Below are 17,461 nucleotides of genomic sequence, written 5' to 3'. Positions count from 1 at the left end.
CCCCCGTCCCGCCCGCCACGAACACTCGCACAACCATCACCTTCGCCGCTTCCGATCCGTCTCTCTGAGCCCGAGACGAGACAGCCGGGCTGGCTGTGACATCAGTGGCCGGCGTAGTCGTTCCAGGGGGAGGTCTCCATCAGCTCCCGCCAGGTGGGCCAGGCGCCGTGGGTGGCCTGGCGGACGAGCTCGCCGGCATGCTGTGGTTGAAGATCGCGGGCTCCTCCAGGTCCTGGACGAAGCGGACCGCGTTCAGCGTCAGTGCGGTCCAGGGGAAGGGCAGGCTCGAGTAGGAGTCCATGACGGTGTCCTTCTCTCAGTCGCCGGGGGTGAGGCGGCGTACGGCGAGCAGGCCCCCGACGCCCGGGATGGCGGCGCGCCAGCGGGTGCCGGTGGCCGAGGTCAGCAGCAGGGTGGTCACGATGACGGTGAGGTACGCCGAGCCGTGCAGGGGGCCGCCGAACGAGGTGATCGCCTCGTTGTGCACGGTGAACACGTTGACCAGCAGGATCACCAGGGAGACGGCCTCGACGACGGCCGCGGCGCGGAGGGTGCGTTCCATCACGGGCCCTCGGCCGCGCCGGGACGGACGATCATCAGGACGACCACGATCGCCCACAGGAGGTTGTAGAAGCCGGCGATCATGGACAGCGGGCGCAGCCGGTCGCGGCTGGCGGGAGCGTCGAGCGCCTGGCGTTGCCGGGGATAGATCTGCAGCGCCAGCAGGACGCCCGCGGCGGCGGTGAGGATCATGGCGAGGGTGATCCAGATCTCGCCGGTGCGCCCCTGGACGAAGGCCAGGATCAGTCCGGCGGCGGGCACGATGACGCCGAGGAGGCTGTAGCCGCGGGTGATGCGGTGCAGCGCGACGGCCACGGCGCGGCTGCGCTCGTCCGGCTGCGCGCCGCCGTCCGGTACGGCGACGGGCACGTAGCGCGGGAACAGGCTGGTCGCGACCGCCGAGCCTCCGATGAACACGATGCCGGCGAGCACGTGCACCGACAGCAGGAAATCTTCCATGGGTTCTCCCAGTTCACCTTCAGGGTGCCTGAAACCTAACACATGACCTTCAGGCTCCCTGAAGCGGGGCGTTCACGGAAATCGCATGACAGATGTCAGGCAGGTTGATGACATCGGCGACTGCCGCCGCGTTCCGTGCCTCGGAAAAATCAAGGACGGCGAACGGGACGGAGACGGGAGAGGCGAGCATGAAATGGCGTGTTGCCGGAACACTGCTGGCGTCGCTGGCGATGATCGTGACCACCGCACCGCCGACGGCGGCCGTGGCGCAGGCCGGCGAAGCCGCCGGGGGAGTGCCCGGGGTGCGGGTGCCGGAGCTGAGCTGGACGGCGTGCGCCGACGCGCCGCGGGTGCAGTGCGCGACCGCTGAGGTGCCGCTGGACTACACGCGCCCGCGCGGCCGGACGGTGCGGCTGGCGCTGGCCAGGATCCCCGCCACGGACCAGGCCCGGCGGGCGGGTTCCCTGGTGGTGAACCGGGGCGGCCCCGGCTATTCGGCCGTCGACTACCTGCAGGGCATCGTCACCGGCGCTCTGCCCGCCCCGGTGAACGCCGACGTGTCGGCCAGGTACGACATCGTCGGCGTCGACCCGCGCGGCTCCGGCCGGAGCGTGCCGGCCGTACGGTGCTTCGCGGACGCGGCGGAGGCCGAGGCGCTGACCCGCGGCGTGTCCAACGCGCCGGTGACGGCCGCGGAACGGCGGCAACGGGCGAAGGCCGACGCCCGGTACGCGAGCCTGTGCCGCAAGCGCAGCGGCGACCTGCTCGACCACGTCAGCACCGTCGCGATCGCCCGTGACCTCGACGTGGTGCGCGCGGCCCTCGGCGAGGACCGGCTGAACTACCTGGGCCAGTCGTACGGCACCTACCTCGGCATGGTCTACGCGAACATGTTCACCGGCAGGACTGGGCGGTTCGTCTTCGACAGCGTCCTCGACCCGACCCGGCGGGACACGGGCGCGCCGGGCACCACGCCGTCGGCCCGCACCGCCGGCGACGTCGCCACCAGGCAGACGCTGGAGGAGTTCTTCCGGCTGTGCGCGGAGGCCGGCGAGCGGTGCGCGTTCGGCGACGGGGAGCCGGAGGCGGCTTTCGAGCGCATCCTCGACGTGCTGCGCCGGGGGCCGGTGCGGCTCAGGGCGAGCGACGGCACGACGGTCCCGCTCACCTACTCCTTCGTGGTGGCGTGGACCGGGAGCTGGCTGTACCAGCCGATGTTCTGGAACGTGCAGGGCGGCGGGGCGCCGTTCCTGAAGGCGGTCGCCGAGGCGATCGAGGACCCGTCCGGCCCGGCGGGCGCCGCCCTCGCCGCCGACGTGGTGCTGCTGGGGCAGGCCGGCATCGGCGGCTCGCCGTACACCAGCCCGATCGACGCCGCCTACCACGCGGTGACCTGCGGTGAGACGGACGCGCCGCGCAGTGCCCGGGCGCTGGAGCGGCTCGCGGCCGAACGCGACCGCGAGGCGGCGCCGTTCGGGACACTGCGGGCGTACGCGGACAGCGCCTGCGTGCCCTGGCGCAGCGCGAACAGGCTCCGGCACCGGGGGCCGTGGGACGCCCGGACCGAGGAGCCCGTGCTCATCCTGAGCAGCAGGTTCGATCCGGCGACTCCGGTGTGGTCGGCGCAGCGCGTGCACCGGATGTTGCCCGGCAGCCGCCTGCTGATCAACGAGGGGTGGGGGCACGTGGCGGCCCAGCAGTCCACCTGCGTGGTGACGGCGACCTCCCGCTACCTCATCGACGGCACGCTGCCCGCCGAGGGCGCCACCTGCCGGCCGGACACGATCCCCTTCGCCGCCTCCTAGGTGAACATCCCCATTGACGGATTGTTGAACGATTCGTAAGGTTTGATCATCTTCGGGCAGGAGGTAGGGCCGTCATGAAGTACCTACGCAGTGGGTCGGCGCTGGCGCTGGCGGCGGTGACCCTGCTCGCCACGGCGGGGCCGGTCTCGGCGCAGAACGACCGCGGATGCCTGGACTCCGGGGCGGCCCTGTCGGTGGAGGAGAACCGGCTCGGGCTCACCCTGCCCGACGCCGACGACCCCGCCGTGCCCCAGTCGCGCACGTTCTCCCGGCAGATGATCGAGGGCGGCGGCTTCCAGGACTTCGCTCCGGCGCTGACCCGCGAGCTCTGCCGGACGACGACCCTCAAGGCCGCCACGGCGCTCGTCCTGCGCGAGGGCGAGGAGCTCTGGCGCGACGCCGTACGGCGGGCGCAGCGGCGCGAGCCGGTCCGAGGCGACCTGCCCTACAGCGACGACCGGCCGCTCTACTGGACCCGGCTGGAGTCGACCGCCGCCCTGCGGCAGTGGACGCCGAGGTTCCGGCTGTCCGCGGCCGAGCGCACCGAGCTGATCACCGGGTTCGACCGCGCCTCCCGCGGCATGTTCGACATCGACTTCCCCGGCGGGAAGGGCGTCAGACGGGTCATCGCCAGCGGCTTCGACCCCTACACGCTCGACGGCGGGACCACCGGCCCCGCGCCCGGGACGGTCGGCGACAACATCCGGCACGGCAACCCGTCGGGGGCGACCGCGCTCGCCCTCGACGGCACCACGTACCGGACGAAGAGCGGCAGGATCGCGCGGATCGAGGCCTACACGCTGCCGGTCAACTATCCCGAGTTCGAGCGCGGCTACCTGGAGGACACCGTCGGGCCGTTCATGCGGCCGGGGCCGAAGCGGGTGGACGCGTCCATCACGATCAGCCAGGCGGGCGGCGCGGCGTTCAACCTGGAGCAGTGGAACGCGCGCTACCACGGCGTCTCGCCGGGCAACGACAACGTCCGGCCGTGCGCCCCGGCCGGCGGCGTGCCGCAGCTCGCCGTGGACAACCACGCGTGCAACATCTCCGTGGTGGAACGCTGGGGCGGGCCGGCCGGATTCAGCCTGACCGAGCCGCCCCAGTGGACCTCCGCCACCCTGCCCGTCGCCGAGATGATCAAGGCGAACACGGGGGCCTCCATCCCCCGGCCGCCCGGCGACACCTGGCCCGACCCGTCCGTCGCCTTCGGCGTGGTCTGGCACACGAACTACACGCAGTTCCCCGACTGCGCCGCCACCGCCCGGCAGACGCGGAACGACCCGCCACCGGTCGAGTACCCGCCGCCGGCCGCTCCGACCCCGCCCGACCCGGGATCGTGCTCCTACAGCGGAGGCGGCGGCAACTACCTGTCGAACGAGAGCGCCTACCGGAACACGCTGCTGCGCGACCGCATGGGGCTCGACATCCCGGCCGGCCACATCCACACGCCGGACATGCAGCACTTCGAGCGCGATTTCCAACCCAGCGACCCGACCTTCGACGCGTGGCGGCTGGCCATCGTCGGGCAGACGCGCAACCTCGTCCACGTCGTCGCCGACACCGTCTCCTGATCAGCCGGCCAGCCGTACGTCGTGGCCGACGGCGTCCGGGTGGGTGAAGGCGAGCAGCCGGGCGGCCTCGGCCTCGACGGCGTCCCGGTCGGCGGGTGACCACGACCGCAGCGGCCGCAGCGGCCGCACGGTCAGGATGGCGGCGCCGTCGTCGTGCGAGGTCGTCCACGTCGCCGCCACGGTGCCGTCCACGAGGACCGTGGCGGCGATGGCGTCGCCGACGCAGACCTGACGGCGGATCTCGTCGGTCATGATCCGGCCGCGGTCGGCGTGGGCGAGCAGGGTCGCGTCGAACTCCGGGAGCAACCGCACCGGCGCCGGGAGATCCGCCGCCGGGATCGGCCGGTCGGGCAGGTCGAACAGCTCCCGGCCGGACTCGTCGGTGTACACCCGCAGCTCCGGGCGCAACTGCTCGAACACCTCACGCAGCCCGCCGACGCCGGACCAGACGCGGGCGTCGGAGGTGCTCGCCGGGCCGAACGCCGCCAGATAGCGGCGGACCATCCGGCGTACGTCCTCCGCTGTCGCCTCCGGCCGCACCCCGGTCCAGTCGGCGCGGGCGAAGGGGGTCGGGCCGTAGACGTTCCAGGTGCCGCTGGGCGCGGGGTGGACCAGCGGTTCCAGGTACTGGACGCTCCAGCCGAGCGCGGTCGGGTCGGCGTCCGGCCGGCGCCGCGCGAGCAGCCTGCCCAGCTGGGGCCGGGTCACGACACGACCGTCGAGGAGTTCGCGCGCCTCCTCGACCAGCGCGTCGAGGTCCACGCCCGCGGTGCGCCGGCCGAACGTGTTGCGCCGCACGCGGCGCAGCAGCGGCGCCAGCACCGGCCGGACGAACCGGAAGTCCGGCACCGACATGAGGTGCTGGGTGGCCCGCATCATCGTCGAGCGCACCAGCGACCGGTCCTCGATGGCCGCGGTCAGGCCGGCGATCGTGAAGGAGTCGAGCCTGCTCCACAGCGCCACGTACGGCTGGTTCGGCCCCTGCGCGTTGAGCCCGAACACCCGCTCGACCGCCGTGACCACCGGCAGGTCCGCGCGCCGCAGCAGGAGCTGCCGGTCGAGCAGCGCTCGGCCCAGCGCTCGCGTGCTCAGCGGGGGGCCCATGTCAGCGCAGCTTCGCGAAGAAGAGGCGGACGTCGCCGACGAGCGCGTCCGGCGCCTCCATGGCGAGGAAGTGGCCGCCGGCGTCGAGCTCGGTCCAGTGCACGATGTGGTGGTCGCGTTCGGCCCAGCGCCGTACGGTCACGTCGCGGGCGGAGACCAGCACGCCGGTCGGCACGGTCCCGCGCCGCGGCTCGCCCCAGCCGGCGGCGCTCACCTCCTCGTAGTAGACCTGCGCCGAGGACGCCGCCGTCCCGGTCAGCCAGTACAGGGAGACGGTGGTGAGCATGCGGTCACGGGAGAGGCTCTCCTCGGGCAGCCCGTCCTCCGGGTCGGTGAACTCCTTGTACTTCTCGACGATCCAGGCGAGCTGGCCGACGGGGGAGTCGTGCAGCCCGTACGCCACGGTCTGCGGGCGCTTGCTGTTGCACTGCAGGTAGCCGTCGTTGAAGTCCTGCATCGCCTGCCAGCGCCGCCGCTCGGCCTCGCTGAGACCGTCCATCTCGCCTGCCACGCCGGCCGGGAAGGCGATCATGGCGTTGACGTGGACGCCGGCGACCCGGTCGGGCGCCTGCTTGCCGATCTCGGGGCCGACCCACGAGCCGGTGTCGTACCCCTGCACGCCGTACCTGTCGTAGCCGAGCCGGGCCATCAGCTCGACCAGGACGCCGGCCATCAGGGCGGCGCCCATGCCGGGCCCGGCCAGCGGCGTGGAGTAACCGAACCCGGGCAGCGATGGGATCACCAGGTGGAAGGCGTCGGCGGGGTCGCCGCCGTGGGACCGGGGGTCCGTCAGCGGGTCGATGACGTCGAGGAAGTCCGCGAACGTGCCCGGCCAGCCGTGCAGCAGGAGCAGCGGCAGGGCGTCCGGTTCGGGGGAGCGCACGTGCAGGAAGTGCACGTTCTGGCCGTCGATGGTGGTCGTGAACTGGGGATGCTCGTTCAGGGCGGCCTCGTGCGCGCGCCAGTCGTAACCGGTGCGCCAGTGGTCGGCGAGCTCCCGCAGGTATCCGACCGGGACGCCCCGGCTCCAGCCGACCCCGGGCAGCTCGTCCGGCCAGCGGGCGGCGGCCAGCCTCGCGTGGAGATCGTCGATCCGGTCCTGCGGGACGTCGATGCGGAAGGGGTGAATGCCTGTCATGCCGATGACGCTAGGCAGCGCTTAGGACAGATCCCGTCCTAAGCGCACGGCAGACTGGTGGCCGTGGTGGACACCTCGGCCAGACTGCTGAAACTGCTGTCGCTCCTGCAGACCCGGCGCGACTGGTCGGCCGCCGAGCTCGCCGGCCGTCTCGGCGTCAGCACCCGCACGATCCGCAGGGACGTCGAACGGCTGCGCGGCCTCGGATACCCGGTCGACGCCACGCAGGGCGCCGCGGGTTACCGGCTCGGCGCCGGCGCGGCGCTGCCGCCGCTGCTGCTCGACGACGACGAGGCGGTCGCCGTGGTGGTGGGGTTGCGCACGGCGGCGGGCGGCTCGGTGGCCGGCATCGAGGAGACCTCGCTGCGCGCGCTCACCAAGATCGAGCAGGTGCTGCCGTCGCGGCTGCGGTATCGGGTCACCACCCTGCACACCGCCACGGTCAGAGCCGGTACGGCGCCCGGCCCGCAGGTGTCGACGGACACCCTCATGGCCGTCGCGGACGCCTGCCGCCGGCGCGAACGGCTGCGCTTCGACTACACCAGCCCGCGTGGCGGCGACTCCGTGCGGTCGGTGGAGCCGTACCATCTGGTCAGCTTCGGGCGGCACTGGTATCTCGTCGGCTTCGACACCGGCCGCGGCGACTGGCGGACGTTCCGGGTGGACCGGCTCGCCCCGCGCACGCCCAACGGGCCGCGTTTCGCGCCGAGGCGGCCGCCGTACGACGACGTGGCGGCCTATCTGGCGTACCAGCTGTCGTCGCGGACGTGGCCGTGCCGGGCCACGGTCACGTTGCACGAGCCGGCCGAAGCCGTCGCCGACCGGGTCTGGCCGGGGACGGGCGTGGTGGAGGCCGTGGACGACCACAGCTGCCTGCTCCACGTCGGCGCGGAGACCCCGTCGGACCTGGTCTGGATGATCACCTCGGTCGACGCCGACTTCACGTTCACCAGCGGCCCGCCCGAGCTGGCCGACGCCCTGCGCGCACAGGCGGCGCGCTGCCTGCGCGCCGTCCGGGAACAGTGACGGCCGGCCTCCGCGCGGAGGCCGGCCGGTGCCGGGTCAGCCGCCGAAGAGGGGGCCGAGCTTGAGCAGGAGCTGGTAGACGCCGTAGGCGAACGGCAGGCCCACCCACGCCCAGGTGACGACCATCAGGGCGGTACGCCGTGGCGCCGCCGTGTTCTGCTCCGCCATCATGATCCTCCTTGCGGTACGGCGGCGATGTTCTTCTCGGGCGCCTCGGTGACCGGCGGCTCGTGGTACTTCGGGTTCACCGGGCGGATCAGCTCGTTGGCCACGAAGCCGATCGCCAGCAGCGCGATCATGATGTAGAGCGACGTCGTGTAGAGCGCCGGCCCGGTCTTGCCGGCCGCCTCCTGGGAGTCGGCGATGGCGTTGACGATCAGCGGGCCGAGGACGCCCGCGGTGGACCACGCCGTGAGCAGCCGGCCGTGGATCGCGCCCACCTGATACGTGCCGAACAGGTCCTTCAGGTACGCCGGCGCGGTCGCGAAGCCGCCGCCGTAGAAGGACAGGATGCCCATCGCGCACAGGATGAACACGAAGCTGGCCGAGTCGCCCGCGAGCGTGATCACCAGGTAGAGCAGCGCGCCGACACCGAGGTAGACGCGGTACATGTTCTTGCGACCGATGGCGTCGGACGCCGACGACCACGCGAGCCGGCCCGCCATGTTCGCCAGCGAGAGCAGGGCGACGAAGCCCGCCGCCGCGCTGACCGAGACCGGGGTGGACGTGTTGGCGAAGAAGTTCGTGATCATGGGCGCGGCCTTCTCCAGGATGCCGATGCCCGCGGTCACGTTGAAGCAGAGGACGATCCACAGGCACCAGAACTGCGGCGTGCGGATCGCGTTGCGTGCCGAGACGTTCGCGGTCGTGATGAGCGCCCGCCCTGCCGTCTCCGGCGGGGTCCAGCCCGCGGGGCGCCAGCCGTCCTTGGGCACCCGGATCAGGAAGACGCCGAGGGACATGAAGATCGCGTAGACGACGCCGTGCACGACGAACGCCGTCGCGATCCCGCCGGTGGTCGTGCCGAAGGAGCTGAGCATCTGCGCCGACCACGGCGAGGCGATGAGCGCGCCGCCGCCGAAGCCCATGATCGCGATGCCCGTCGCCATGCCGGGACGGTCGGGGAACCACTTCATCAGCGTGGACACCGGCGAGATGTAGCCGATGCCGAGGCCGATGCCGCCGACGATGCCGTAGCCGAAGACGACCAGCCAGTACTGCCCGGTCGCGACGCCGAGCGCGGCGATCAGGAAGCCGAGCGAGAAGCAGACGGTCGAGACGAACATCGCCCAGCGCGGGCCGTTCCGCTCCACCAGCGGTCCGCCGAAGGCGGCGGACAGGCCCAGCATGACGATGCCGAGCTGGAAGGGCAGGGCGCTCTGGGTGCCCGAAAGGTGGAGCGCCTCTTCAAGAGCGGGCTTGAAGACGCTCCACGCGTATGCCTGCCCGATGGAGAGGTGCACGGACAGAGCGGCCGGGGGAACCAGCCATCGGCTCCAGGTGGGGGGCGCCACCGAACGGGCGCGACTCAGAAACCCACCAGAGGTGGAATTTTTCAAGATTTGACCATCTTCCGGCATGAATGAGTAGTATGTCGGCATTGGTGCTACTTGTCTAGATTATCTGACAGTAGTCATGCCACTGCGTCACGGAGTCGCTGCCGCGGCCCGAGGCCCGCGACCGCCCAAGCGGCTCGGGGACAGTGTGCAGTATTTCGGACAACGCTGGATAGCCGGAAATGGAGTATCGGGTGGCTAAAAAGGCTCCACGCCGGGACGTAGGCGACGAAGCCCTCCACGTCGGATCCCCCAAGCAGTGGGCGGCCGGCGTGCCCGGCGTGGCCCACTCGCTGGAGATCTCGTACGCCCAGATGGGGGTCAAGCGTACGTTCCTGACGTTGGCGCAGGTCAACCAGAAGAACGGCTTCGACTGCCCCGGCTGCGCGTGGCCGGAGGGCGACCACCGCAGCTTCGCCGAGTTCTGCGAGAACGGCGCGAAGGCGGTCGCCGAGGAGGCCACCCTACGCCGCGTGACGCGCGAGTTCTTCGCCGAGCACCCCGTCAGCGAGCTGGCCGGACGTACGGACTACTGGCTCGGGCAGCAGGGCCGGCTCACCGAGCCGATGTTCAAGGCGGCCGGGTCCGACCACTACGTGCCGGTGTCGTGGGACGACGCGTTCTCCCTCATCGCCGACGAGCTGCGCGGCCTCGACAGCCCGGACGAGGCGCTCTTCTACACCTCCGGCCGCACCTCGAACGAGGCCGCCTACGTCTACCAGCTCCTGGTGCGCCGGTTCGGCACCAACAACCTGCCCGACTGCTCCAACATGTGCCACGAGTCCAGCGGCTCGGCGCTCACCGAGACGCTCGGCATCGGCAAGGGCACGGTCCTGCTGGACGACCTCTACAAGTCCGACCTGATCTTCGTCGTCGGCCAGAACCCCGGCACCAACCACCCGCGCATGTTGTCGGCTTTGGAGAAGGCCAAGAAGAACGGCGCCCGCGTCATCGCGGTGAACCCGCTGCCCGAGGCCGGCCTGATGCGGTTCAAGAACCCGCAGCGACCGGCGGGCGTCGTCGGCAACGGCACCCAGATGGCCGACCGGTTCCTGCAGATCCGCATCAACGGCGACCTCGCGCTCTTCCAGGCCCTGTCGCAGCGGCTCCTGGAGGCCGACGACGCGGCCCCCGGCACGGTGATCGACCGCCGCTTCGTCGAGCAGCACACGCACGGCTTCGACGACTGGGAGAAGCACATCCGCGACCTCGACTGGGGGGACGTCGAGGAGGCGACGGGGCTGTCCCGCGCCGAGATCGACGACACGGTCGAGGAGGTCCTCGGCGCCAAGTCGATCATCGTCTGCTGGGCGATGGGCCTCACCCAGCACAAGAACTCCGTGCCGACCATCCGCGAGGTCGTCAACTTCCTGCTGCTGCGCGGCAACGTCGGCCGTCCCGGCGCCGGCGTGTGCCCCGTGCGCGGGCACTCCAACGTCCAGGGCGACCGCACGATGGGCATCTACGAGAAGCCCCCGGCGGCCTTCCTCGACGCGTTGCGCGCCGAGTTCGGCTTCGAGCCGCCGCGCGAGCACGGCCACGACGTCGTCGACTCGATCAGGGCGCTGCGTGACGGCGAGGCCAAGGTGTTCTTCGCCATGGGCGGCAACTTCGTCTCCGCGACCCCGGACACCGAGGTGACCGAGGCGGCGCTGCGCAAGGCCCGGCTCACCGTCCAGGTGTCGACCAAGCTCAACCGCTCGCACGCGGTCTGCGGCGAGCAGGCGCTCATCCTGCCCACGCTGGGCCGCACCGAGCGCGACGGCGACCGGTTCGTCACCGTCGAGGACTCGATGGGCATGGTGCACGCCTCCAGGGGACGCCTGCGCCCGGCCTCGCCGGACCTGCTGCCCGAGGTCGCCATCGTCTGCCGGCTCGCCAGGAAGTTGTTCGGCCAGGACGACATCCCGTGGGAGCGCTTCGAGGCGGACTACGACGCCATCCGCGACAGCATCGAGCGCGTGGTGCCCGGCTTCGACGACTTCAACGCCCGGGTGCGCCGGCCGGGCGGGTTCGTGCTGCCCAACGCGCCGCGTGACGAGCGGCGGTTCGCCACCGTCACGGGCAAGGCGAACTTCACCGTCAACGAGCTGCGGGTGCTGCGCGTCCCCGAGGGGCGGCTGCTGCTGCAGACGCTGCGCAGCCACGACCAGTACAACACCACCATCTACGGCCTGGACGACCGCTACCGCGGCGTCCACAAGGGCCGCAGGGTCGTGTTCGTCAACCCCGACGACCTCGCCCGGCTCGGCATCGCCGACGGCGAGACGGTCGACCTGATCAGCGAGTGGCCCGACGGGGAGCGCACGGCCGAAGGCTTCCGGGTCATCGCGTACGCCACCGCGCGGGGCTGCTGCGCGGCCTACTACCCGGAGACGAACGTGCTCGTGCCGCTGGACTCGGTCGCGGACACGTCCAACACGCCGACCTCGAAGAGCATCGTGGTCCGCCTCGCCCGCCGGGTGATGTCGGTCTCCGAGTAGGCCGATTCGGGATACTCTGCCGGGCGTGCGGCGAGTGATCAGGTCTCGAGGGTTATGGTGCGTGCTGTCCGCTGCCGTCGTGGCGGCGGTCGCCGTGCTCGTCGTACGGTCCCGCCGCCGCCCGGCGGGTCCGGCACCAGAGGCGCGGAGCCCCGGGGGTCCGGTACCCGAGACGCAGAGCCAGGCGGGGCCGGCACCCGCGGCTGAGAGCCCGGTGGCGCAGTGGCCCCCGGCGCCGATCCTCGGCACTCCCACCGTGAAGGACGCCGAGCGGTACGCCGCCAAGCCCTCCGTCCTGGACCGCCCCTCCCGGCCGCTGCCGCCCCGGCAGCCGCTGGACGAGGCCACCCGGCGCGGCCTGACCCGCTGGGCCGTGGCCGGGCTCGTGCTCGTCGTGCTGGCCGCGGGCGTCCAGGCGCTGGAATCGGCCGTCTTCTCCGGCGGAACGGAGGAGGTGACGGTGGCGACGACGGAGCAGGGCGGCGTCACCGCCGTCCTCGGCGACCTGGACGAGCCGATCCCCGATCACGCGGCGGTCCGCGACCCCGTGCCGAGCCCCAGCTACGTGTCGAGTTCCGACGCGGACTGCCGTCCCCGGCAGGCCGCCCCGCGCGTACGGAAGGTCGACGCGAAGGTCACCCGGGCGGTGAACCGGCAGTGGCGGCGCATCGAGGCGTGGCTGGAGAAGAACGCGCCGCGCAGCCGTCGCACGCTCGCCGGGCCCGCCAAGCCCCAGGCCATCGCGGCTGCGGAGGCGGAGCTGGGCCTGCGCTTCCCCGACGACCTGCGGGCGTCGCTGCTGCGCCACAACGGGAGCAGGTTCGTGACGGGCACCGGAGCGTTCGGCTTCCTGGGTCACGCGAACCTGAGCGTCCGTGAGATCCGGGAGAACTGGCGGATGCTCTGCGAGATCGACAGCCAGGACATGGGCGGCGATCCCCGCACGGATTGGTGGGACGGGCGCATGCTGCCCGTCAGCGACGACGGGATGGGAAACCATCTCGTGGTCGACTCGGCACGGCGCGACGTCGGCCAGACCGACCACGAGGGCGTCATGAGCTTCAGGCCGGCGGGGCTGCGGATCCGCTCCTACTACGCCCTGCTCAAGACCACCGCCGACGCCCTGGAGCAGGGCCGCTCCATCGGCTACCTGCGGCCGAAGGCGGTCGGCGGCGAGCTCGCATGGGACGTGTCCTGACCGAGCGCCCGCGGGCGAACGTGGCGAAGTGCGCATGGGGAGCGAGGATTTCTACCTTCACGATGACCGCTCGTGCAGGTCAGCGCGCCGCCCGTGTTCGCGGCCCGCGGGGGTCGCTGATCCGGCGTGCGGGGTTCGCATAGAGTTGCCGCTCGTGACAGGGACGCCTGTCGCGCAGCGCCGCGTTTCCCGGCGCCGGAACCGTGCCCGACGCAGACCGGGCGTTCCGCAACCGCAGCCCTTGATGTGAGATGAGGACGAACTGTGTCACGACTTCGTACGGCCCCGAAGGCGGTCCTGCTGCTCGCCGTGATGGCGGGGTTGTCGGCTTGTGGGAGCTCCTCGACGGCGGCCCCCGCCGCGGAGACGCCGCCGGCGGCGTCGAGCCCGGCCGCCGCGCCGAGCTCCGCCGTTGCCACGCCCGCCGAGAGTGACACGTCGAGCGCTCCGGCGGCCGGCGCGCCCGCCTGCGCGGCCGGCGACGTCGAGGTGACGCTCACCGAGCAGCCGCAGCGGCGCGAAGGGGACACCCGGATGGCGCTCCTGCACGTCATGAACCACTCTGACGGCACCTGCAGCGTGGCGGGCTGGCCGGTGGTCACCTTGGTGAACGCGGCCGACGAGGCCGTGGAGGTGCCCACGGAGAACGTCGCCCAGCCGGGCGAGTCGGTCCCGGCCGACCTGAGCGCGGGCGGCGGCGCGTTCGCCGGGATCAAGTGGACGGTCTGCGACAAGAGCGACTCCGACTGCCCGACCGGCAACGGCTTCAAGGTCGGGCTCGCCGCGGACGGGCCGCAGGTGGCGGCGACCCTGGAGGGCTTCCCCGCCCCGGAGCAGTCCGGCATCACCGTCAAGTCGCTCCAGGTCGGCACGCTCCAGCCCAGCAACCAGGGCGTCGTCGCCTGGTAGCGCGTACTCAGGGGGATTAGGTACGTCTACTCAGGCGGCCGGCGCGTCCGGGCCGGACCCTGGGAGCATGAACAAACCCGTCCAGCCCAGCATGACCGCCGCTTACTTCGCGCAGTGCGTCATCTCGTTCGGTGTGGCGCTGGGGAGCGTGACGCTCGGCGTCCTCTACCTCCCCATCGACGCCTGGATCCGGGCGTTCCTGGCGATCGCCGTGCTGTACACGGTGACGTCGGCCTTCGTCCTGGCCAAGTGCATCCGGGACCGGCACGAGGTGGCCAACATGGCCAGCCGCATCGACCAGGCGCGCCTGGACAAGCTGCTCGCCGAGCACGACCCGTTCAAGGTCGACGCCTCCTGAGCCCGTCACGCCTCGTCGAGCCCGCGCTCGATGGCGTAGCGGACGAGCTCGACCCGGTTGTGGAGGTGGAGCTTGCTCAGGGTGTTCTGCACGTGGTTCTGCACCGTGCGGTGGCTGAGCGCCAGCCGTTCGGCGATCTGCTTGTAGGACAGGCCCTTGGCGACGAGGCGCAGCACCTCGGTCTCGCGGTCGGTGAGGCGGGGGCCTTCGACGGCGGGGCGCTGCGTGGCCAGGCGGCGGTACTCGCCGAGCACCAGACCGGCCAGGCCGGGGGTGAAGACCGGTTCGCCCTCGGCCGTGCGCCGGACGGCGTCGAGGAACTCCTCCCGGCTCGCCGACTTGACCAGGTAGCCGGAGGCGCCCGCCTTGACGGCCTCCAGCACGTCGTCCTGCTCGCCGCTGGCCGACAGCACCAGCACGCGGGGCGGCCGCTCGGAAGCGGCCAGCCCGCGGGCCACCTCGACCCCGGCGAGGTCGGGGAGCCGCAGGTCGAGCACGACCACGTCGGGCCGTACGGCGCCGGCGACGCGCAGCGCCTGGCGGCCCTCGCCGACGGCCGCCACCACCTGGTAACCGGCGTGCTCCAGGTCGCGGGCCACCGCGTCCCGCCACATCGGGTGGTCGTCCACCACCATCACCCGCAGAGCGCTGCCCATGGCGTCACTGTAGAAGCAAGGGCACGGTCAGTTCGACCTCGGTGCCCTGGCCGGGTACGGACGTGATCCCGACCGTGCCGCCCACTCCCGCGATCCGGCCCCTGATGGACTGCGCGATGCCGAGCCTGCCCTCCGCCGCGGCCTCCTCCAGGCGTCCCGCGGGGATGCCGGGCCCCTCGTCGCGTACGGTCACCGTCATCCGCACGCCGTCGTCCTCGGCGAAGACCCAGGCGCCGGCCTGCTCGCCGCAGTGACGCCGGACGTTGTCGAGCGCCGCCCCCACGGCCGCGACGACCTCCCCGGCCTGGTGGGCGGGGAGCGGCAGCGGGGTCGCGGGCGTCGACACGGTGACCGTCGCGGAGGCGAAACGGCGTAAGCGGGCGCCCAGGTCGACCGTCTCCGCGGTGTCCTGGTCCGGTGGCCCGCTGCGGACCATCTCGCGCAGCGCCGCCTCCTGCTCCCCGGCCAGCCGTCCCAGCTCGGCGGCCTCCCCGCCGATCTCCAGGCCGCGGCGCTGCACCAGCGCCAGCACCTGCAGGACGGAGTCGTGGATGCCGCGGGCGAGCCGTTCGCGCTCGCGGACGGCGGCCTCCGCCTCGACGGCGCGCTGGAGCCGTTCCTCGGCCTGCCGGGTGAGCCGGGCCACGTGGCCGACGACCGTTCCGGCGAGGATGAGCAGCACGGCTCCGTTGACGGGCGCGGACAGGCTCCATTCGTGCAGGCCGCGCAGCCACAGGTCGGCGAGCGACAGGACGACCGCCGACACCCCGCCGGCCCGCCGCCCGCCGTACACGCCCCAGGCCAGGACCGGCCCGCCGACCCATGTCGCGGTGAGCGGCATCAGCCCGGAGGCCCTGGCGTCGGGCCCCTGGACGTACGGCGAGCTCAGCAGGCAGGCGAGCGTGACGAGGACGTCGAGCGTCAGGAGCCGCGCGTTGGGGCGGGCGACGGTGACGACCGCCGTCCAGGCGGCCATCACGCCGATGACCAGCCAGCCCGCCACGGGACGCTGGTAGCCGCCGGCGCTCATCAGCAGCAGCGCTGCGTACCCCAGGGAGGCGACGCGGTAGACCGCGATCGCCCGCCAGAACGACCCCTCGATCCCCATATGTCCTGACTTTAGATCGCCGTGATCGGTCCCGTCCCGGTCGCCCCGGGGCGACCGGTCAAGGCGTTTCTGGCCAGGAGCTCGGGCAGGCTGGACGCGGATTTCGAGGCTGATGTCGCGGCGGCCCGCGAGGCGATCGACGATGAGATGAGGGGCACGTGGCCCGACATCTGATCCTGGATACGGGCCTGCTGATCGCGGCGACGGCCGCGGCCACCGCGAGAACGGTGCTCACGATGGATGCCTCGGCCGCGTTCGATGATCTCCCTGGTGTTCGTGCTCAGGTGGTTCCTCGCTGAGCGTCGCGGCCAAGGCGCCAAGGCTCTCGGCTCATCCGCGCAGGGAAACAGGGAGGGTGGCCAGGCCGCGGATGGTGAGGGTGCGCTGCCAGTCCCATTGGCCGGTGGCCAGGGAGAGATCAGGGAAGCGTTCGAGGAGCGAGCGGATCGCGATGGCGCCCTCGATCCGGGCCAGTGGCGCCCCCAGACAGTGGTGGATGCCGTGCCCGAAGGCGAGGTGCCCGACCGGGTTGCGGTGGATGTCGAACGCGTCCGGCTCCTCGAACTGGGCGGGGTCGCGGTTGGCGGAGGCCAGGGCCAGCAGCATCGGCGTCCCGCCGCCCGGGATCACCGTCGTGCCGACCGGGTACGGGCCGGTGGTGAAGCGGCGGGTGGAGAACAGCAACGGCGCGTCCCGGCGCAGCGTCTCCTCGATGGCGCCGTCCAGAAGTGACCAGTCACGGCGCAACTCCTCCAGTTGCCGCGGATGGCGCATCAACATCAGCACGCCGGTGGCGATGAGGTTGAGCGTCGTCTCGTGGCCGGCGCTGAGCAGGAGCAGCGCCATGGCGCGCAACTCACTCGGGCTCAGCGCGTCCTCTCCCTCGTCGCTGGCCCGCACCAACGCGCCGAACAGGTCGTCGGACGCCGCCTCACGCTTCTGCTGGACGAGCCGGTCCAGATAGTCGAGCAGATCACCGCGGATCATCTCCGCCCGGGTTCGTCCGGCGGGTGGGGTGACGATCTCCTGCGACCAGCGGTGGAAGGCGTCGCGGTCGAGCTGCGGCACACCGAGGAGCTCGGCGATCACCGTGATGGACAGCGGCAGGGAGTAGTTCTCGATCAGGTCGACCTCGTCGGCGTCCGCGATCGCGTCCAGGCACGCGTCGGTGATCTGCTGGATCACCGGCCGCATCCCGGCCAGCCTGCGCGCCGAGAACTCCTTGGACACGAGCCGCCGGAGCCGGGTGTGCTGCGGCGGATCGGAGGTGAGCATCGTCTCCCCGATCGCGTCCGGTACCAGGTGCCGGGTGGCTCTGAACCCGTTCTTGCTGAGCGCCGGGTCGTTGAGCGCGGCGTTCACCTCGTCGTAGCCCACGATGAGCCAGATCTCGCCGTAGTCCGGCAGGCGCACGAGATGCACCGGCCCCTGCTCGCGCAGCTCGGCGAACACCGCGTACGGCTCGGCGGTGAGCCGCTCGCCGTAGGCCGTCAGGTCGACCACAGCCTGGGAGCCCATGGACGTCCTCC

At 72.0% G+C, this 17,461-nt stretch carries 18 protein-coding genes; 8 read left to right on the top strand and 10 right to left on the bottom strand.

All coding sequences use genetic code 11. From position 1 onward, the window contains the following. Positions 1 to 139: 139 nt before the first annotated feature. The 3 genes from C1J01_RS49895 to C1J01_RS17545 are packed head-to-tail and all read right to left on the bottom strand — an operon-like array spanning position 140 to position 1,020. The gene (locus C1J01_RS49895) at positions 140 to 301 is read right to left on the bottom strand and encodes a hypothetical protein (protein WP_181448812.1); all 162 of its coding nucleotides are present in this window, start codon (positions 299 to 301) and stop codon (positions 140 to 142) included. A 15-nt stretch (positions 302 to 316) separates the two neighbouring features. Then, entirely contained in the window at positions 317 to 562 is a 246-nt protein-coding gene (locus C1J01_RS17550; RefSeq protein ID WP_111180046.1) for a DUF3817 domain-containing protein, read from the bottom strand. Further along, positions 562 to 1,020: a hypothetical protein gene (locus C1J01_RS17545; protein ID WP_111180045.1), complete on the bottom strand. Its 459-nt coding sequence runs from the start codon at positions 1,018 to 1,020 to the stop codon at positions 562 to 564. Before C1J01_RS17545 ends, C1J01_RS17550 begins: the two co-directional genes overlap by 1 nt. A gap of 188 nt (positions 1,021 to 1,208) precedes the next feature. Between C1J01_RS17545 and C1J01_RS17540 the strand changes: the two genes are divergently transcribed. Together C1J01_RS17540 and C1J01_RS17535 are read left to right on the top strand one after the other, a co-directional pair. Then, complete coding sequence (locus C1J01_RS17540; RefSeq protein WP_181448811.1) at positions 1,209 to 2,825, top strand: alpha/beta hydrolase; 1,617 nt, start codon at positions 1,209 to 1,211, stop codon at positions 2,823 to 2,825. 74 nt (positions 2,826 to 2,899) lie between these two features. After that, positions 2,900 to 4,396, top strand: coding sequence for a PA0049 C-terminal domain-containing protein (locus tag C1J01_RS17535; protein WP_111180043.1), 1,497 nt, complete (start codon positions 2,900 to 2,902; stop codon positions 4,394 to 4,396). Here the strand turns inward: C1J01_RS17535 and C1J01_RS17530 are convergent, their stop codons facing one another. Together C1J01_RS17530 and C1J01_RS17525 are read right to left on the bottom strand one after the other, a co-directional pair. Next, positions 4,397 to 5,500, bottom strand: a complete 1,104-nt coding sequence (locus C1J01_RS17530; RefSeq protein WP_111180042.1) for a winged helix DNA-binding domain-containing protein — start codon at positions 5,498 to 5,500, stop codon at positions 4,397 to 4,399. A 1-nt stretch (position 5,501) separates the two neighbouring features. Then, a complete protein-coding gene (locus C1J01_RS17525) occupies positions 5,502 to 6,638 on the bottom strand; it encodes an epoxide hydrolase family protein (RefSeq protein ID WP_111180041.1) in 1,137 nt (378 codons plus the stop codon). A 63-nt stretch (positions 6,639 to 6,701) separates the two neighbouring features. Here C1J01_RS17525 and C1J01_RS17520 point away from each other — a divergent pair, with 63 nt between their 5' ends. Next, positions 6,702 to 7,664 (top strand): helix-turn-helix transcriptional regulator, encoded by a 963-nt coding sequence (locus tag C1J01_RS17520; RefSeq protein WP_111180053.1) that lies wholly within the window; start codon positions 6,702 to 6,704, stop codon positions 7,662 to 7,664. A gap of 36 nt (positions 7,665 to 7,700) precedes the next feature. Here C1J01_RS17520 and C1J01_RS53090 read toward each other — a convergent pair whose 3' ends face one another. Together C1J01_RS53090 and C1J01_RS17515 are read right to left on the bottom strand one after the other, a co-directional pair. Next, positions 7,701 to 7,835: an MFS transporter small subunit gene (locus tag C1J01_RS53090; RefSeq protein ID WP_268958702.1), complete on the bottom strand. Its 135-nt coding sequence runs from the start codon at positions 7,833 to 7,835 to the stop codon at positions 7,701 to 7,703. Continuing rightward, complete coding sequence (locus C1J01_RS17515) at positions 7,832 to 9,127, bottom strand: OFA family MFS transporter (RefSeq protein ID WP_438943120.1); 1,296 nt, start codon at positions 9,125 to 9,127, stop codon at positions 7,832 to 7,834. Before C1J01_RS17515 ends, C1J01_RS53090 begins: the two co-directional genes overlap by 4 nt. A gap of 287 nt (positions 9,128 to 9,414) precedes the next feature. On the opposite strand from C1J01_RS17515, the gene C1J01_RS17510 reads away from it, so the two are divergent. From C1J01_RS17510 to C1J01_RS17495, 4 genes are all read left to right on the top strand, one after another. After that, a complete protein-coding gene (locus tag C1J01_RS17510) occupies positions 9,415 to 11,703 on the top strand; it encodes an FdhF/YdeP family oxidoreductase (protein ID WP_111180051.1) in 2,289 nt (762 codons plus the stop codon). 214 nt (positions 11,704 to 11,917) lie between these two features. After that, the gene (locus C1J01_RS49890; protein ID WP_181448810.1) at positions 11,918 to 12,901 is read left to right on the top strand and encodes an SMI1/KNR4 family protein; all 984 of its coding nucleotides are present in this window, start codon (positions 11,918 to 11,920) and stop codon (positions 12,899 to 12,901) included. 264 nt (positions 12,902 to 13,165) lie between these two features. After that, the gene (locus tag C1J01_RS17500; protein ID WP_111180040.1) at positions 13,166 to 13,810 is read left to right on the top strand and encodes a DUF4232 domain-containing protein; all 645 of its coding nucleotides are present in this window, start codon (positions 13,166 to 13,168) and stop codon (positions 13,808 to 13,810) included. Positions 13,811 to 13,877: 67 nt separating this feature from the next. Further along, the gene (locus C1J01_RS17495; protein WP_111180039.1) at positions 13,878 to 14,168 is read left to right on the top strand and encodes a YiaA/YiaB family inner membrane protein; all 291 of its coding nucleotides are present in this window, start codon (positions 13,878 to 13,880) and stop codon (positions 14,166 to 14,168) included. A gap of 5 nt (positions 14,169 to 14,173) precedes the next feature. On the opposite strand, the gene C1J01_RS17490 is transcribed toward C1J01_RS17495, so the two are convergent. Next, a complete protein-coding gene (locus C1J01_RS17490) occupies positions 14,174 to 14,824 on the bottom strand; it encodes a response regulator (protein ID WP_111180038.1) in 651 nt (216 codons plus the stop codon). Positions 14,825 to 14,828: 4 nt separating this feature from the next. Continuing rightward, positions 14,829 to 15,932, bottom strand: coding sequence for a MacS family sensor histidine kinase (gene macS / locus C1J01_RS17485; protein WP_111180037.1), 1,104 nt, complete (start codon positions 15,930 to 15,932; stop codon positions 14,829 to 14,831). A 158-nt stretch (positions 15,933 to 16,090) separates the two neighbouring features. On the opposite strand from macS, the gene C1J01_RS17480 reads away from it, so the two are divergent. Then, a complete protein-coding gene (locus C1J01_RS17480; RefSeq protein ID WP_181448809.1) occupies positions 16,091 to 16,231 on the top strand; it encodes a hypothetical protein in 141 nt (46 codons plus the stop codon). A gap of 31 nt (positions 16,232 to 16,262) precedes the next feature. Here the strand turns inward: C1J01_RS17480 and C1J01_RS17475 are convergent, their stop codons facing one another. Continuing rightward, complete coding sequence (locus C1J01_RS17475; protein WP_111180036.1) at positions 16,263 to 17,450, bottom strand: cytochrome P450 family protein; 1,188 nt, start codon at positions 17,448 to 17,450, stop codon at positions 16,263 to 16,265. Between the last annotated feature and the right edge of the window lie 11 nt (positions 17,451 to 17,461).

This window comes from Nonomuraea aridisoli, assembly GCF_003236395.1.
Classification (GTDB): domain Bacteria; phylum Actinomycetota; class Actinomycetes; order Streptosporangiales; family Streptosporangiaceae; genus Nonomuraea; species Nonomuraea aridisoli.
Note: the sequence above shows the minus strand (reverse complement) of the source record. Positions and strands in the feature narration are given on the sequence as shown.

Bases quoted from the DNA above. Each gene is read 5' to 3' on its own strand.
- C1J01_RS17550 (WP_111180046.1), bottom strand. From the start codon at position 562: ATGGAACGCACCCTCCGCGCCGCGGCCGTCGTCGAGGCCGTCTCCCTG.
- C1J01_RS17525 (WP_111180041.1), bottom strand. From the start codon at position 6,638: ATGACAGGCATTCACCCCTTCCGCATCGACGTCCCGCAGGACCGGATC.
- C1J01_RS17540 (WP_181448811.1), top strand. From the start codon at position 1,209: ATGAAATGGCGTGTTGCCGGAACACTGCTGGCGTCGCTGGCGATGATC.
- macS (WP_111180037.1), bottom strand. From the start codon at position 15,932: ATGGGGATCGAGGGGTCGTTCTGGCGGGCGATCGCGGTCTACCGCGTC.
- C1J01_RS17490 (WP_111180038.1), bottom strand. From the start codon at position 14,824: ATGGGCAGCGCTCTGCGGGTGATGGTGGTGGACGACCACCCGATGTGG.
- C1J01_RS17530 (WP_111180042.1), bottom strand. From the start codon at position 5,500: ATGGGCCCCCCGCTGAGCACGCGAGCGCTGGGCCGAGCGCTGCTCGAC.
- C1J01_RS17545 (WP_111180045.1), bottom strand. From the start codon at position 1,020: ATGGAAGATTTCCTGCTGTCGGTGCACGTGCTCGCCGGCATCGTGTTC.
- C1J01_RS17475 (WP_111180036.1), bottom strand. From the start codon at position 17,450: ATGGGCTCCCAGGCTGTGGTCGACCTGACGGCCTACGGCGAGCGGCTC.
- C1J01_RS17535 (WP_111180043.1), top strand. From the start codon at position 2,900: ATGAAGTACCTACGCAGTGGGTCGGCGCTGGCGCTGGCGGCGGTGACC.
- C1J01_RS53090 (WP_268958702.1), bottom strand. From the start codon at position 7,835: ATGATGGCGGAGCAGAACACGGCGGCGCCACGGCGTACCGCCCTGATG.
- C1J01_RS49895 (WP_181448812.1), bottom strand. From the start codon at position 301: ATGGACTCCTACTCGAGCCTGCCCTTCCCCTGGACCGCACTGACGCTG.
- C1J01_RS17495 (WP_111180039.1), top strand. From the start codon at position 13,878: ATGAACAAACCCGTCCAGCCCAGCATGACCGCCGCTTACTTCGCGCAG.